General features: G+C 67.0%; 18 protein-coding genes. 13 read left to right on the top strand and 5 right to left on the bottom strand.

The window, feature by feature from the left end:
* The first annotated feature begins 252 nt into the window (after positions 1-252).
* Positions 253-1,185 carry an LLM class F420-dependent oxidoreductase gene (locus ACFWB0_RS04965; protein WP_378489327.1) on the top strand — a complete coding sequence of 311 codons (933 nt, stop codon included), beginning with the start codon at positions 253-255 and terminating at the stop codon, positions 1,183-1,185.
* Between the two features lies 1 nt (position 1,186).
* On the opposite strand, the gene ACFWB0_RS04960 is transcribed toward ACFWB0_RS04965, so the two are convergent.
* The 3 genes from ACFWB0_RS04960 to ACFWB0_RS04950 form a co-directional block, all read right to left on the bottom strand.
* Positions 1,187-1,780 carry a hypothetical protein gene (locus ACFWB0_RS04960; protein ID WP_378489326.1) on the bottom strand — a complete coding sequence of 198 codons (594 nt, stop codon included), beginning with the start codon at positions 1,778-1,780 and terminating at the stop codon, positions 1,187-1,189.
* 118 nt (positions 1,781-1,898) lie between these two features.
* Entirely contained in the window at positions 1,899-2,567 is a 669-nt protein-coding gene (gene msrA / locus ACFWB0_RS04955; RefSeq protein WP_378489325.1) for a peptide-methionine (S)-S-oxide reductase MsrA, read from the bottom strand.
* A gap of 9 nt (positions 2,568-2,576) precedes the next feature.
* On the bottom strand, positions 2,577-3,710 hold the full coding sequence (locus tag ACFWB0_RS04950) for an acyltransferase family protein (protein ID WP_378489452.1): 1,134 nt from the start codon (positions 3,708-3,710) through the stop codon (positions 2,577-2,579).
* Between the two features lie 258 nt (positions 3,711-3,968).
* Between ACFWB0_RS04950 and ACFWB0_RS04945 the strand changes: the two genes are divergently transcribed.
* The 8 genes from ACFWB0_RS04945 to ACFWB0_RS04910 all read left to right on the top strand — a co-directional run bounded on the left by ACFWB0_RS04945 (position 3,969) and on the right by ACFWB0_RS04910 (position 10,628).
* Entirely contained in the window at positions 3,969-4,592 is a 624-nt protein-coding gene (locus ACFWB0_RS04945; RefSeq protein WP_378489324.1) for a superoxide dismutase, read from the top strand.
* A 97-nt stretch (positions 4,593-4,689) separates the two neighbouring features.
* Positions 4,690-5,550 (top strand): SMP-30/gluconolactonase/LRE family protein, encoded by an 861-nt coding sequence (locus tag ACFWB0_RS04940; RefSeq protein WP_378489323.1) that lies wholly within the window; start codon positions 4,690-4,692, stop codon positions 5,548-5,550.
* Positions 5,551-5,657: 107 nt separating this feature from the next.
* Complete coding sequence (locus tag ACFWB0_RS04935; protein ID WP_378489322.1) at positions 5,658-6,179, top strand: peptidase; 522 nt, start codon at positions 5,658-5,660, stop codon at positions 6,177-6,179.
* Between the two features lie 252 nt (positions 6,180-6,431).
* Complete coding sequence (locus tag ACFWB0_RS04930; RefSeq protein WP_378489321.1) at positions 6,432-7,130, top strand: TMEM165/GDT1 family protein; 699 nt, start codon at positions 6,432-6,434, stop codon at positions 7,128-7,130.
* A gap of 108 nt (positions 7,131-7,238) precedes the next feature.
* Positions 7,239-7,700, top strand: coding sequence for a MarR family winged helix-turn-helix transcriptional regulator (locus ACFWB0_RS04925; protein ID WP_378489320.1), 462 nt, complete (start codon positions 7,239-7,241; stop codon positions 7,698-7,700).
* A complete protein-coding gene (locus ACFWB0_RS04920) occupies positions 7,697-8,971 on the top strand; it encodes an MFS transporter (protein ID WP_378489319.1) in 1,275 nt (424 codons plus the stop codon). Before ACFWB0_RS04925 ends, ACFWB0_RS04920 begins: the two co-directional genes overlap by 4 nt.
* A 2-nt stretch (positions 8,972-8,973) precedes the next feature.
* Positions 8,974-9,741, top strand: a complete 768-nt coding sequence (locus ACFWB0_RS04915; protein WP_378489451.1) for an SDR family NAD(P)-dependent oxidoreductase — start codon at positions 8,974-8,976, stop codon at positions 9,739-9,741.
* A gap of 74 nt (positions 9,742-9,815) precedes the next feature.
* On the top strand, positions 9,816-10,628 hold the full coding sequence (locus tag ACFWB0_RS04910) for an alpha/beta hydrolase (RefSeq protein ID WP_378489318.1): 813 nt from the start codon (positions 9,816-9,818) through the stop codon (positions 10,626-10,628).
* A 53-nt stretch (positions 10,629-10,681) separates the two neighbouring features.
* Here the strand turns inward: ACFWB0_RS04910 and ACFWB0_RS04905 are convergent, their stop codons facing one another.
* Positions 10,682-11,071 carry a hypothetical protein gene (locus ACFWB0_RS04905; RefSeq protein WP_378489317.1) on the bottom strand — a complete coding sequence of 130 codons (390 nt, stop codon included), beginning with the start codon at positions 11,069-11,071 and terminating at the stop codon, positions 10,682-10,684.
* Between the two features lie 52 nt (positions 11,072-11,123).
* Entirely contained in the window at positions 11,124-12,719 is a 1,596-nt protein-coding gene (locus ACFWB0_RS04900) for a TM0106 family RecB-like putative nuclease (RefSeq protein ID WP_378489316.1), read from the bottom strand.
* A 112-nt stretch (positions 12,720-12,831) separates the two neighbouring features.
* Between ACFWB0_RS04900 and ACFWB0_RS04895 the strand changes: the two genes are divergently transcribed.
* The 4 genes from ACFWB0_RS04895 to ACFWB0_RS04880 are packed head-to-tail and all read left to right on the top strand — an operon-like array spanning position 12,832 to position 15,245.
* Positions 12,832-13,518, top strand: coding sequence for a DUF6474 family protein (locus ACFWB0_RS04895; protein ID WP_378489315.1), 687 nt, complete (start codon positions 12,832-12,834; stop codon positions 13,516-13,518).
* Positions 13,519-13,525: 7 nt separating this feature from the next.
* On the top strand, positions 13,526-14,020 hold the full coding sequence (locus tag ACFWB0_RS04890) for a hypothetical protein (RefSeq protein WP_378489314.1): 495 nt from the start codon (positions 13,526-13,528) through the stop codon (positions 14,018-14,020).
* A 32-nt stretch (positions 14,021-14,052) separates the two neighbouring features.
* On the top strand, positions 14,053-14,724 hold the full coding sequence (locus tag ACFWB0_RS04885) for a YcnI family protein (protein WP_378489313.1): 672 nt from the start codon (positions 14,053-14,055) through the stop codon (positions 14,722-14,724).
* A complete protein-coding gene (locus ACFWB0_RS04880; RefSeq protein ID WP_378489312.1) occupies positions 14,721-15,245 on the top strand; it encodes a copper resistance protein CopC in 525 nt (174 codons plus the stop codon). Before ACFWB0_RS04885 ends, ACFWB0_RS04880 begins: the two co-directional genes overlap by 4 nt.
* Positions 15,246-15,432: the final 187 nt, after the last annotated feature.

The following is a 15,432-nucleotide window of genomic DNA, read 5'->3' as shown; positions in this document are numbered from 1 at the left end:
TTGCCGTACGCCCCGGCGGGAACCTCGTCCACCGACACGGTGGGCACATCGGAAGAACTCACGATTCCAATAGTGGCACGCGCCGATATGCGATGCAGCCGCATGGCAGGCCGTACTGAATATCCACAATGCCTACGCGCAGGAGTTATCCACAGTTTCCACAGGTTTATCCCCAGGGACAGCGGGGCCTCGAATTCACCGCTCGAGACGGCTCACAATTCGAGACGGGTGGGTTCCTGAAACAATCGAGAAATGGAATTACGGATCTTCACCGAACCTCAGCAGGGCGCGACGTACGACGAATTGCTCGCGGTCGCGCAGACCGCCGAACGACTCGGCTACGGCGCTTTCTTCCGCTCCGACCACTACCTCGCCATGAACGCCGAGGGCCTGCCCGGCCCCACCGACGCGTGGATCACGCTCGCCGGCCTTGCCCGCGACACCTCGACGATCCGGCTCGGCACTCTCGTGACCTCGGCGACCTTCCGTTATCCCGGCCCGCTCGCGATCTCGGTCGCGCAGGTCGACGCGATGAGTTCCGGTCGCGTCGAGTTCGGTCTCGGCGCCGGCTGGTTCGAGGAGGAGCACTCCGCATACGGCATTCCGTTCCCGTCGTTGAAGGAACGCTTCGATCGACTCGAGGACGCCCTCGCCATCACCACAGGCCTGTGGGAGACGCCCGTGGGCGAAAAATTCTCGTACGACGGCACGCACACCCGGATCGTGGATTCACCGGCTCTGCCGAAGCCTTTCCAGCAGAAGATCCCGGTGGTCATCGGCGGCGCGGGAAAGAAGCGGACACCGGCGTTGGCGGCCCGCTACGCGAGCGAATTCAACGTTCCCTTCAATTCGGTGGAAGCGTCGGAGACCCTGTTCGACCGGGTGCGGCAGGCGTGCCGCGACGCACACCGCGACCCCGCGGAGCTGACGCTCTCGAACGCGCTGGTGCTGTGCTGCGGGCGAGACGAGGCGGAGATCGCCCGTCGTGCGGCGCGCATCGGCCGTGAGGTCGACGAACTTCGCGAGAACGGGCTTGCGGGGACCCCCGAGGAGGTCGTGGAGAAGATCCGCACCTACGCCAACATCGGAACTCAGCGGATCTATCTGCAGATTCTCGACCTGGCCGATCTCGACCACCTGGAACTGGTTGCGCAGGAGGTCTTGCCCGAAGTGCGCACGCTGTAGATCAGTGGCTGCTGGTGGAGCCGAGGAAAGCTTCGATGTCCCGGCTCCACTCGCGGCTGCGGGCACGCTCGATGCTCCACTGGGCCAAGGCGAACACGCCGCCGGCGATCATCAACGCAAAGATGTACAGCGCGACACCGGCCAGCACCGCCGAGAACTCGGCGGCGGACACGCTCATCGGCTGCAAAGTCACAGCGCCTGCGCGGTCGACCCACACCTGCACTTCGTCACCTGCGACCTCGGAACCGGTGATCTGCACGTCGCCGTGGTGTTCAACTCCGCGGAACTCCCAGGTGGCGGGAGCAGTCGACGGTGCGATGTAGGCGTACTCGCCCCAGCCCGCGTCGGCCATCATGGGGTCTGCATCGAGTGTGGCGGTGACCATGGTGCGTTCGGCGAGTTGCTGCTGCGCCATCGCGACCTGCGTGCTCTGGACGTTCGCGATGACGATGCCGGCAACGGGGACCATGATGAGCATCGCGGCGACGAGCAGCGAGAAGATGCGGGCTTCGACACGGTCGGTGCCGCGGACGAGGGGACTTCGCCCACGCAGACTCCGGCGTGTGCGCCGTAGAAACCCTGCTGTGGACGTCATCTCGGTACCCCGATCCATTCCCCCGGCCGACACTCTTGCACTCCACAATGCTCGCCGGCCGGGCGAATTTCAAGGAATACCAACCCATCTCACACTGTGCGGTGACGCACAGCGCTGCTTACGCTCCGAGCCCGACCGGGCAACTCACGCCGGTCGCGTGCACCGGGCAGTAGCCGTTGGGGTTCTTTGCGAGGTACTGCTGGTGGTAGCCCTCCGCGTAGTAGAACTGGGTGAGCGGCGCGATCTCCGTGGTGATCTCGCCGAATCCCGCGGCTTCGAGGCGCCCGGCGAAGGATTCTGCGGTGGCCTCGGCCACCTCGATCTGCGATTCGTCGAACGTGTAGATGGCGGAGCGGTACTGAGTTCCTTGATCGTTGCCCTGTCGCATGCCCTGCGTGGGGTCGTGGTTCTCCCAGAACTGCTTCAGGATCCCCCCGAAGTCGATAACTGCGGGGTCGAAGACGACCAGCACGGCTTCGGTGTGCCCGGTACGACCCGAACACACTTCTTCGTAGGTGGGGTTGGGGGTGTACCCGCCGGCGTATCCCGCAGCGGTCGAGTACACGCCGGCGAGCTCCCAGAACTCCTTCTCTGCACCCCAGAAACACCCCATACCGACCACCGCGGTGGCGAGGCCTTCGGGGAAGGGCGGGACGATGCGATGACCGTTGACGTGATGCGTCTCCGGGACCGGCATGGCGTCCGGTCGTCCGGGCAGCGCTTCTTCCGCTGCGACCATCTGGGACTTCGAGCCGGCATGGGCGAGGATGTCGTCGAACCAGGACATGACCCGATGCTACGCGTGAATGCGTGCGATGCCCTTTTCCGCGACGGCGGGCCGCTTCGACCGGAGCCACCTGTTGCTGATCCAGCGGGCCGCAGGCACTTCGACGCCGCGATACACGAGCTCGGACACCAGCCCGACGCCGATGAGCAGACAGATCACGGCGCCCGTCATTCCGACGAATCCGACGGTGTTCTCGTAGATCCGGTACATGACGAGGGTGTGTACGAGATAGATCGCGTAGCTACGGGTCGAGACCCAGCGCACGACACGCAGTCGACCGAGCCTGCCGTCGTATCGGGAGAGCAGGACCACGACCGCGAACACCACGCTGATCGTCCACAGATAGTGGCTTCCTGCCCAGTACACCTGCATGTCGGTGGCGAGAACGATCACCTGGACCTGGGCGATCAGGGCCACCATCAGGCCGCGGACGGAGATCAGCCGCGCCCACGCAAGGTAGGCGATCTGCCCGAGGAACACGGTGGGCAGCGTCGCGGCGATCTTCGACAGGAACGGCACCGTGTACGGCTCCGGCATGTACAGGTTGTAGATGATCACGAGCATGCACAGGGCCGCCCCGAGCAGTGGCATGGCGATGGGCTTGGCACGCAGCAGCGACCGGCCGCTCACGCAGAACAGATAGAACACGATCTGCACGGCGAGGGTCCACGCTACGCCGAGTACCGCGACCTGCGGTTTCAGGAAGAACGCACCGAGGAAGAAACTGAGTGCGGCCTCACCGTCGGTGACGGTGGTGTGGCCGCTGAACATGCCGTTGATGCCGAAGCGGACCAGCAGGATCGCCGCGAGGATGCACACCCAGAAGGCCGGGACGAGCCGCGCCGCACGAGCGATCAGGAATTGCCCTCGCGGCTGGCGTATCGCCGAGCGCGTGATGAGCAGCCCCGTGAGCATCATGAACGTCGCGACACCGACGAACGACAGATGCATATTGAGGCCTGCGCCCCGGGTCAGCACGATGTGGACGACGTCGATGAACCACCAACCGGTGCCCAGGTCGTCGATCAGATAGAAGCAGATGTGCGAGTACACGACCGCGATCGCGGCGAAGAATCTCAGTAGGTCGAGCCCAGGCAGCTGGACACGTGGTGCCTCGGCTCCGCGTGTCGGAACGTCGAACACCGGCCGAGACACCCCGCAATGTTAAGGTCCCGTTCACCTTTCCCTCCAATCGCGCACCCGTTCGGCCGAGTCGGTGCAGGTAGGAGCGATGCGAGTCGGTTTTTTGCGCATGCCGGTTCCGCCAGGCCGTCGGTGGGGCCCGGCGTCCCGCCCGAGCCCGAATGTTGCGCAGCGTGTAGTTATGGGTTTGGGTGGATACCCATATAGGCACGGAAAAAATCGAACGGGCCCACCAGGCCCGCAAAGAAGGGAACCTTCGTGGCTGAGTACACGCTTCCGGAACTGCCCTACGACTACGCGGCACTCGAGCCGCACATTTCGGCGAAGATCATGGAGCTCCACCACGACAAGCACCACGCGACCTACGTCGCGGGCGCGAACACCGCTCTCGAGAAGCTGGCCGAGGCCCGCGAGAACGGCACCATGGCGGCCCAGGCCACCAAGCTCGAGAAGGACCTGGCGTTCCACCTCGGTGGCCACACCAACCACTCGGTGTTCTGGCAGAACCTCTCTCCCGAGGGTGGCGACAAGCCGACGGGTGATCTCGGAGCAGCGATCGACGACGCATTCGGCTCGTTCGACAAGTTCCGCGAGCACTTCTCCGCGAACGCGAACTCCATCCAGGGCTCCGGCTGGTCGATCCTGGCATGGGATTCGATCGGACAGCGTCTGATCATCGTCCAGCTCTACGATCAGCAGGGCAACATCTCCATCGGCCTGACCCCGCTGCTCATGCTCGACATGTGGGAGCACGCGTTCTACCTGCAGTACCAGAACGTGAAGGCCGACTACGTCAAGGCGTTCTGGAACATCGTCAACTGGGCCGACGTGCAGGCTCGCTTCGAGCGCGCACGCACCCAGACCGCCGGCCTGATCGTCTAGTCACCGGCACCATGCGGACGAGGGCCACCCAGTGGGGTGGCCCTCGTCGGCGTTTCGGGACGCCATCCCTTCCCGCCGACCGTTAACCTGTGCGGGCATGACCACTCCGCTCGACACCGTGTGCTCCGGCCTGGCTTTTCCCGAATGTCCACGCTGGCACGACGGCAGCCTGTGGTTCTCCGATGTGTACGCGAACGACGTGTATCGCCTCGACCCGGCCACCGGGTCGTCCGAGGTCGTCGCCCACATCGACGGGCATCCCGCAGGGCTCGGTTTCCTTCCCGACGGGCGCCTGCTCATCGCCGTCGGACACACCCGCACGGTGATGCGGCGCGAATCCGACGGCACACTCACACCGCACGCGGATCTGTCCGGCCTCGCGACCTGGCACCTCAACGACATGTACGTCGACGGTGCCGGCCGCGCGTACGTGGGCAACTACGGCGACTCCAGCGCGCCACCCGACCCGATCACTCCCGCGGTGCTCACCCTCGTCGAACCGGATGGAACCGTGCGGGCGGTCGCCGACGACCTGTTGTTCGCGAACGGGATGGTCGCGACGGCCGACGGCGGCACACTCGTCGTCGCCGAGACCCGCGCGAATCCGGGAAGGCTCACCGCGTTCACGGTGGGCGACGACGGCTCCCTCACCGACCGTCGCACGCTGATCGAGTTCGATCGGTCGGTGTTCCCGGACGGGCTCGCCATCGACCGCGACGACGCCGTCTGGGTCGCGTCGCCGTTCGGCAACGAGGTGATCCGGGTGTCGCAGGCGGGAACGATCACCGACCGTATCGCCGTCGCCAATCCGTACGCGGTGGCACTCGGTGGAGACGACGGCCGCGACCTGTTCGTCTGCACCGCGGAGAACTGGCAGCCCGAGATCGCGGCGCGTGAACGCACCGGGGCCGTCGTGCGGCTGCGTGTGACGGTGCCGGGCGTGAGTGTCCCAGTGTGAGTGTGCAGCGGGACTGACGAACACACCTGGCACTCGGCGCCTCTTGTGTGCCAGCCGGAAAAACGGGCATTCTTCCCTCATCGCCCCCGAGTGATCGGAGAGACGCCATGAGGGATCAGGTCGGGATTGCCGCGTTTCATTCCGGTGGGTCGCTACGCGGGTTCGTGGTGACCGGACGGTGGCCCTCGACAACCCGCGAATGGACGCAGTTGCTCGCGCTGACCGTGCGGGTGGCGTCGCTGCCGGGTCTGCTGCCGACCTCAACGGTGTTCGGGGTCCGCGAGGACCAGCCGGACGATCCGGAACCGGGAACCGTCGGTCTCGTCCTCGCGGTCGGGCCGGTACTCGGGGAGACTGCGGTGGAGCCTGGGTGCTTCGCACAGCATCAGCCCCCGGCACTGATCATGCTGCATCCCCCGTCGGAGACGACGCCGTCGCTGCCCGAGAACGCGGGCGCCGCGTCGGGGTGTGTGCTGTTGCCCGGGTTGCCGTATCTCGGGCTCGACCATCGCGCCGCGTGGGTGGAGGCCGAAGCCGACGGGACCGTGACGTCGCTGGTCAGTAAGGTGAACGTGGATCCCGGCAGCGATCCCGACACCGCAATTCTGGCCATGCTGCTTGCGGCATGACGCTATGCCGTAAATGAGAGTTCGGTTCTACTAAACTTAGCATTACCTTTACAGCGGCGGCTCGAGCACGCTAACGTCGAGTACGCGAAGGGGAGTAGCCCCCAATCGCCCTGTCGACACACTGGCCGCCATCGGCCCGGCACGGCGAACCGGATGACCTCCGGTGGGCGAGACCTTCGGTCGCCGACGCACCACGCGTCCGGCGTCCGGAGGAAGCCCATTTCCTCCACACGTAGAGGAGGAGAGCCGCTGATGTGGTCCGCAGTCGTCCTGAGTTTCGCAGTCATCTTCATCGCCGAACTCGGCGACAAATCTCAACTGATGGCCATGACGTTCGCGCTGCGCTACCGCTGGTGGGTGGTGCTCTCGGGCATCCTGTTCGCCACCACCGCTGTGCACCTCGCCTCGGTCGCAGTCGGCCACTATCTCGGTGTCGCAATTCCGACGGTAGCGATCTCGATCATCGGCGGCGTCGCATTCCTTCTGTTCGGCGCATGGACCTTGCGCGGAGACTCTCTCGACGACAACGAGGAGTCCAAGGCAGGCCGCGTCACACGATCGGCATTCCTGGCCGTCACCTCGGCGTTCTTCCTCGCCGAACTCGGCGACAAGACGATGCTCGCAACCATCACGCTCTCGACCGACAACGACTGGGTCGGCGTCTGGATCGGGTCGACGGTCGGCATGGTCGCTGCCGACGCACTCGCGATCATCGCAGGCGTCGTCCTCGGTCGACACCTGCCGGAGAACGCGATCCGCTTCGGCGCCTCGGCACTGTTCTTCGCATTCGGCGCATGGATGCTCGGGTCCGGGATCGCTCCCGACGCACCCGCGGTCGGCCCCGTCGCCGGTGGCCTCACCCTCGTGATCACGGCGGTGGCCATGTTCCTGTTCACGCGTCGCACCCGGAAGACCGACAGCACCGAACCCGCCCCTGCTTCCCACGTGTGACTGCTTCCCACGTGTGACTGCTTCCCACGTCTGACCTTCCGCGCAGACCCGCACCCGTTTGCATCGGTATATGCTTGCCGATAGGCAAACACTTGGAGGCGTGAACCGATGAGCGGAGATTCATTCGATTCCGACGAGGTGAACCGACTCCGCATCGCGCTCGGCCGCATCGCACGCCGCGTCTCCCGGCCTGCCGGCGACGGCAGTCTGACACCGTCACAGGCATCCCTGCTCAGCACGGTCGCGCGACGGAAGACGGTCGGGGTACGCGAACTCGCCGACCTCGAAGGCCTGAATCCCACGATGTGCTCACGCATGCTCGGCAAGCTCGAAGACGCCGGGCTCGTGTCACGTTCCGCCGACGCCGACGACAAGCGCGTCGTTCTCGCCTACATCACCACCGACGGTGCAGCCCTCGCCGAGACACTCCGGATCCGACGTACCGCCCTGTTCACCGAACACCTCACCGAGCTGAGCGAGCACCACGTCGACGCCCTGTACGACGCGCTCCCCGCACTCGAGGCCCTCGCCGACAGCATGGGATGCGGCAGAAACGAGGCGCGCACGTGACCGTGCTCGCCGATATCCGTGGAACCACATTCGCCGCGATGCGCGGCCCCAATTTTCGCCGCTACATCACCGGCCAGGCGATTTCCCTCGTCGGCACGTGGATGCAGATCGTCGCGCAATCGTGGCTCGTCCTGCAACTGACCGGATCGGCCACCGCGATCGGCATCGTACTGGCCCTGCAAACCGTCCCCATGCTGCTGCTCGGCCCGTACGGCGGGGTCGTCGCCGACCGATCCGACAAGCGCAGACTCATGATCGGTCTGCAGTCGATGATGGGCCTGCTCGCGCTGATCCTCGGACTGCTCGTCATCACCGACGCCGTGCAGCTGTGGCACGTCTACGTCCTTGCCCTCACACTCGGCCTCAACCAGTGCTTCGAGAATCCGGCGCGGCAGTCGTTCATGCTCGAGATGGTCGGGCCCGAGGACCTGCGCAACGCGGTGAGCCTGCAGTCCACCCTGGCCGCGTGTTCCCGCATGATCGGCCCCGCGGTGGCCGGTCTCGTCATCGCCGCGGGCGGCATCGGAATCTGTTTCCTGCTCAACGCCGCCAGCTTCGTCGCCGTGGTGACCTCGCTGCTCACCCTCGACGTGTCGAAGCTGCGCCCCTCTCCCCCGACCGCGCGAGCCCGCGGCCAGTTGCGCGAAGGGCTCGCGTACGTGCGCCGCACGCCGGACCTGGCAGTGCCGTTGACGATGATGGCGCTCGTCGGCTGTCTCGCCTACGAATTCCAGGTGGTACTGCCCGTCCTCGCAGACCAGACCTTCGAGGCGGGCGCCGGTGCGTACGGCTTCCTCACCGCCGCGATGGGCGCCGGCTCCGTGGTGGGCGGCCTCGTCGTCGCCACGTGGGGTCGCACCGGCATCAAGCCGCTCGTGTTCGCTGCCCTCGCCTTCGGTGTCGCCATGGCCGTCGCAGCCGCGGCACCGTCCCTGCCGGTCCTGATCGCACTCATGGTGATCGTCGGCGGCCTGAGCGTCACATTCACCACGAGCGCGAACAGCTCCCTGCAACTCGCCGCCTCCCCGCAGATGCGCGGGCGTGTGATGGCGCTGTGGGCGGTCGCGTTCCTCGGTTCCACCGCGATCGGCGGTCCCATCGCCGGTTGGGTCGTCGAACAGTGGGGTGGGCGCGCCGGGTTGCTGCTCGGCGCCGGTGCCTGTGTGGCAGCCGCACTGATCGGCACTGCGGTGCTGCGGCGCAAGCGATCCGGGCAGTTCTCGCGCTATCGTTCGACTCGATACGTGTGTCCCCCGGAACAGGAGTCATGACTGTGGAAATTCAAGGTTCTGCCGCGCTGGTCACCGGTGCCGCATCGGGTCTCGGTGCCGCCACCGCCCGCCGCCTCACCGACGCCGGGGCGACGGTGTTCGGACTCGATCTCGAGCAGTCCATCGAACGGGTCGGCGACACCGCACCCACCGGCGTCACGCTCATTCCCACCGATGTCACCAGCGGTGACGAGGTGGCAGCCGCCGTCGCCCGCATCACCGAATCCGGAGTGCCGCTGCGCATCGTCGTCAACTGCGCCGGTGTCGGCTGGGCCGGGCGGATCCTGTCCAAGAACGGTCCGCACGAGCTCGAACTGTTCCGCACCGTCATCACGGTGAACCTGCTCGGCACGTTCAACGTCATGCGCCTTGCCGCCGACGCGATCTCCAAGACCGACACCGTCGACGACTCCGGCCAGCGCGGCGTCATCATCAACACCGCATCCGTCGCCGCGTTCGAAGGGCAGATCGGGCAGATCGCGTACTCCGCATCGAAGGGCGGCGTACACGGCATGACGGTGCCCGCCGCACGCGACCTCGCGCAGTTCGGGATCCGCGTCAACACCATCGCCCCCGGCATCGTCGACACCCCGATGCTCGCCGGCGTCACCGAGGACTACCGCAAGGGCCTCGAAGCCGGTGTGCCGTTCCCGTCGCGGCTCGCGCAGCCCGCCGAGTACGCACAGCTCGCGCAGATGATCGTCGAGCACGACTATCTCAACGGCGAGACCATCCGCATGGACGGCGCGCTGCGCATGGCACCGCGATAGGCAGCTTCGCCGCCGGTGCGCGGTTTCGGTAGTACCCACTACCGCAACCGCGCACGATCGGTTACACAGAGGTTGTGCGGATCGCTCCCGTCGTCGTACTGGTCGCCGTGATCGCCGGTGTCGCGGTGTGGGCGCTGCAACGTCGGTTGATCTTCCTGCCCGACGCATCACCCCCACCCGCCGCCGCGACGCTGCTGCCCGGTGCCGAAGACGTGGTTCTGACGACGTCGGACGGCCTCGAGCTCGGAGCGTGGTTCGTCCCCGGCCGCAACCCGTCCGGGCCGGGCGCCGACTTCACGGTTCTTCTCGCTCCGGGTAATGGCGGGAACCGGCTCGGGCGCGCACAGACCGCCGCCGACCTCGCCGCCTCGGGATTCTCGACACTGCTCGTCGATTACCGCGGGTACGGCGGCAATCCCGGTCGTCCGTCGGAGGACGGAGTAATCCGCGATGCGCGCGCCGCGCTGCAGTACCTGAGCGGCCGAGACGACGTCGATCCGGATCGACTGCTGTACTTCGGGGAAAGTCTGGGCTGCGCCGTCGTGACTGCGCTCGCCGCCGAATCACCGCCGGCCGGAATGCTTCTACGCTCGCCCTTCACGGACCTCGGATCGGTCGCGCGCCACCACTACCGGATCGTGCCGACCTTCGTCCTGAAGGACAGGTTCGAGGTCGCCGGGACCCTCGCACAGCTCGATGTCCCCATCACCGTCGTCTACGGCACCTCCGACAGCATCGTGCCGGCCCAGCAGAGCGCAGCGGTTGCGGACAGTGCACGGAACCTCGTCGAACGCGTCGAACTTCATGGGCTCGAACACAACGATCCAGCGATGTTCGGAACACCCGTCATCGACGCGCTGGGCAGACTCGCCGACGCCCTACGCTAGGCGCGTCCACCTGTCGTGACCACGACGGATGTCGCCCGGCCCGTGCTGCGGGATCAGGCCGGCCGGAGGCGCAGAAAGGATCGGACGTCGTCGAGGCCGTCGAGCGCACGACCGTCCACGTCCGCCGGATTCATCTCAGCGCGCGCCGACAGGGCTCGTGCCAGTGCAAGTGCCTCATCGCTGAGTTGTCCGAACCGCCGAGCGGTGTGCCCCAGGCACAGGCCCGCCAGTCCCAGCAGCGGGCTGCCGGACACTGCCCGCGTTCCGACCTGCATGCACCAGTACTCGACAAACTCTCGATCGTCGTCATACAAGGCAGTCCCGACCATGACGTCCGCTGCCTCGGGCTCGTGCACCCGGTCCTCGAGCGCCCGCTCCAACGTCTCGACTACTACCTCGTGCGACAGGGCCGGAGGGTTATGGAAGATCAGATGTGAATGCATGACGCGAGACTACGAGCTCGACGATCGCCGCAAAAGGGATCGTTTCCACGGGTCAGAGATCATCGATGTGCGGAATATCCAGCACCGCACGGTCACTCATCCACTCACGCAGCACCTTGGTGGCGATCACGTCGTCCTCGTTGTACTCGAGCAACCGCGTGCGCTCGAACAGAACCGGCTCGCCCCCGTCGTAACCGACGGCCTCCCGGTACCAGGCCATCGATGCTTCCCCGCCGGCTTCGTCGTCGCGCCAGTGATGGCCCGCGATCGGCGCGATCTTCTTCAAACCCTTGCCGTTCGGGCACACGAACTGGTCGGTCACCGCCTGGTAGATGTCCACCCACTGCGGCGACGAAATGAACTCCTTGACCTCAGCTTCCGACGGCACCCCCGGGTACCCGTAAAAACGCCGCGCCGACGACAACAACCACTTGTCCTCTGCCGACCTCGAATAGCAGTAGGCAGCAAAGGTTTTCCCGCGACGCTCCGCCGCGCGCCGCTCAGCCGACAGCCACGTCCAGAACTCGCCGAACGAACGGGCCTCATCGGTCGTGGGTACCGGCTGCCACGTCGAGAACGGCCGGTACACCGACTGCACGTCCGTGTTGAGCAGCGTCCCCCACAGATATGCGCCATGTTCGTGATAGCTCTCCATGTCGACGTCGATCTCGACGTCGGCACGCGCGACGTGCACCTGGCGGTACCGCCGCACCAGCGGCGCCCCCGCGAGCCACGCCTTCGCGATCACCACCGCATCCTCGAACGGCCCCTGCGGCCACACCTCGGGTTGCGCACCGGTCCAGCCGGCGAGCCCGTCGATGGTGGTGACACCGAGTTCACGCAGCACGTCGGCGCGCTGCCCCGGCGCGACCAGCGACACGTCGTGCCGCTCGGCCAACTCCGAACTGCACCGCTCCCACCACGGGCAGGTACGGCACTCCCCGATCTGCGACGGCACGGTCGGCACGTTGCCGCGCGCGATCTCGAGACGGTCGGCGAGCCGCGCGTCGTAGTCGTCGAGGACGGCGCTCAGATCGTGGACGAGGATGCAGTCGGCGTTGTATCCGATCGCCCCCGCCACCTGCGCGGGACTGGCCAGCCCATGCCGTTCGAGCATCCGGTACAGATGGGCGACACGCATCTGATCGCTCGAGTGTGCCCGTACCTTGCGGTTCTCGTCGACCGCGGGCGCCCACCGGAACAGGTCGGTGGTGGTCGCGCCTCGGCCCGGGTCGGTGACTTTGTGGTTGACGACGATCACGGGGATGTAGCCGCCGCGCTGCGCATCGCGCAGCAGGATCTCGGATCGGCCCCGGCGGCCGGTATCGGGTTCGACGGGCAGGACCGCACCCCAGATGCGGTCGGCGCCGGACCGGCACGCCTCGAGGGTCCGGTCAGCGCGCTGCGACATGGTCCCTTCCGGAGCGATGTGCACCCACCCGTCCGGGTCGGCGTCGAACATCCGCTGCCGGATCGCGTCGCGGTGCGCCGCGGCGGCTTCCTGACGTTGCGCAGCGCCCGGATTCTTGGGTGCCCCGGACAACTCCTCGGGGAACGTGGCATCGAGAAACACCCGGTGGCGGCACCGCGTCAACGCGCTCGCCTCGATCGAGACGGGCCTGCGTCGCTGCTTACCTGTCGCCTCCACAACTGTCCAGCGTATTCGCTCGACGTGCAGCGCCTCGAAGCAGCACCGTCACGTTAGGCTTGCCGACGAGCGCGGGCGCGCTGCGGTCGTACCGAATGGAGGGTGCTGTTCGATGGGGTTGTTCACACGGCGGAAGCGGCGTGCCACCCGCAAGGCGGAGGCAAAGGCACTCAAGCACAAGGCGGAGCTCGAAGCCAGGCTCGGAGCAAAGAACCAGTTCAAGAGCGATCGGCGCACAGCGAAGTCCCAGGAAAAGCTCGCGAAGAAACTCGCGAAATCGCAGACCAAACTCGACCACGAGCTTGTGAAGTCGCAGGCCAAGGTTGAAAGAGAGCAGATCGCCACGCTCAAGGCGCAGAAGAAGGCTGCGGAGAACCAGGGGCTGACTGCGGCGAAGATCCGCCGCTACCTCGGGGTCGCGCGCCTGCTCATACCTGTGCTCGCTCCCCTCGTCTACCAGGCGGCGACGGCGGTGCGCGGACAACTCGATGTCCGCCGCGCCCAGAAACTCGGTGTCGGCGTCGAACAGCTCGGCCAGTTCACCGGTCACGGTGCGCGGCTCAGCGCACGCATCGCGGCGGCCGAGCAGTCGGTCACGAAGACCGTGGAACTGCATCCCAAGGACGCCGAGACGAAGAAGTTCGCGGAGGCCATCCGCGGGCGTCTCACCGACCTGACCGCGGCGGTGTCCGCTGCCGAACAGATGCCTGCCGCGCGCCGCAAGGCCGCACACGCCTCCATCGGCCACGAGCTCGACGGAATCGAGGCGGATCTGCTTGCCCGCCTCGGTGTGCGCTGACACACCGATGAAAACGAATCCGACCCTGCTCGGCGGCACCGCGGGGGTTTCCACCGCGGCGCTCGCCGTCGCAGCGCACGGCGCGGCCGGAGGTTCGATACCGACGAACCCGGCCGTGGCGTTGCTGACGGCCGTTGCCGTCGGGGTCGGCATCGTGGGTGCCGGGCGTCCGGGGACGTCGCCGGTCGCGTTGCTTGCCGCAGGCCAGCTCGGCACCCACATCGTCCTGTCCACATTGACGGACGGACACCTGCACATCTCCGCGTCGATGCTGGTCGCGCATACCGTCGCCGTCGTCGGATGCGCCCTGTTGATCGGCATCGCCGACCGCCTCTACACCGCGTGTACCTCGGTGGTGCGGCGTATCCGGCCGTGGCGTCCCACGGTTCCCGCACCCGCGTTCCTCATCCCGGCTGTCGATACCGATCCGTACATCCTGAGGCCCCTCCCATCCAGCATTTCTCGACGAGGCCCACCGGCAGCACCGCCGGCCGTGTCCTGATTCCTACTGCTCGAGAAAGCACCTACATCTTCATGAAGAACACCCTCACCCGGGTCCTCGTCGGCTCCGGCGCCACCGCGGCGCTGCTGCTGACCGGTTCCGGCATTGCCGCTGCGCACGTCTCCGTGGTGGCGCCGGGCGCCGAGCAGGGCGGCTACTCCGTCCTGACGTTCCGCGTCCCCACCGAATCCGAGACCGCCGGTACCACGGCTCTCACCGTCGAACTGCCCGGTCTGCGGTCCGCTCGCACGGAGCCGCTGCCCGGCTGGACGGCGACCGTCGAGACGAATCCCGAATCCCAGCTCGCAACCTCGGTCACCTGGACCGCCGACCCCGGCATCGAGGTGGGTCCCGGCCAGTTCCAGCAGTTCGTGCTCTCCGCCGGGCCGCTCCCGGAGGAAGAGGAAGTCGCGTTCCCCGCCACCCAGACCTACGGCGACGGCGAGGTCGTCGCGTGGGATCAGATCGCGACCGGTGACGAGGAACCGGAGAAGCCCGCACCCACCCTCACTCTCGCTGCGAGCAGCGGCGACGGGCACGGGCACGGCGCGAGTGCCGAGACGGTGACCGACACCGAATTAGCGGCCGAGTCGGGCAGCACCACCGACAACACGGCACGCTGGCTCGGCGGCATCGGCCTGGTCCTCGGCGCGCTCGGAGCCGCACTCGGGCTCGGCGCAGTGATCCGGGGACGGCGAGCATGAAGCGTCTCGTCACCGTTCTCCTGACCCTCGCCGGCGCCCTGATGCTCGCGTCGGGCCCCGCCGCGGCGCACTCCGTCGTCATCGGCAGCACTCCCGAACAGGGCGAACAGATCGCGGAGGCACCCGAGCGGGTCGACGTGACATTCAACGAAGCGCTGCAGGAGCAGTTCGCAGCGATCACCGTGGTCGGTCCCGACGGCAACCTGTGGTCCACGGGCGACCCGATGGTCGACGGATCGACCGTCAGCGTCGGACTCGACGGACTCGGCCCGGTCGGCGAGTACACGATCGCCTACCGCGTGACGTCCGCCGACGGGCATCCCGTCAGCGGGACCCGCACGTTCACCCTCACCCAGGAGGGCACCGGTACGCCCGGTGAGGCCGCGGCCGGCGACACCGCGCCGGCATCGGACGGCACCACCGACAACGGCGGTGGCCCCGCCATCTGGTGGTTCGTCGTAGCGGGTGTGGTCCTGGTCGCGGCTGCGTTGTGGTTCGTGTTGCGCAAGCCGAAGGCCTGACAACCGTGCAGAAAGTGCGCCTCTCCGGACTGCGGGAGCGGTTCCGGCGCGGTGGCGGAGACCGTACCGGTACCTGTGCCGAACGGGCCGGCAGCGCGCCTCCCCCCTGACCGGCCCACCGGCTCACCCCGCCGGACGCGGCCCGCTGGCGGACTCCCCCCACCGCCCGGAGGCTCGACGGAGCAAC

Source organism: Rhodococcus sp. NPDC060086 (assembly GCF_042730275.1).
Classification (GTDB): Bacteria; Actinomycetota; Actinomycetes; order Mycobacteriales; family Mycobacteriaceae; genus Rhodococcus.
Note: the sequence above shows the minus strand (reverse complement) of the source record. Positions and strands in the feature narration are given on the sequence as shown.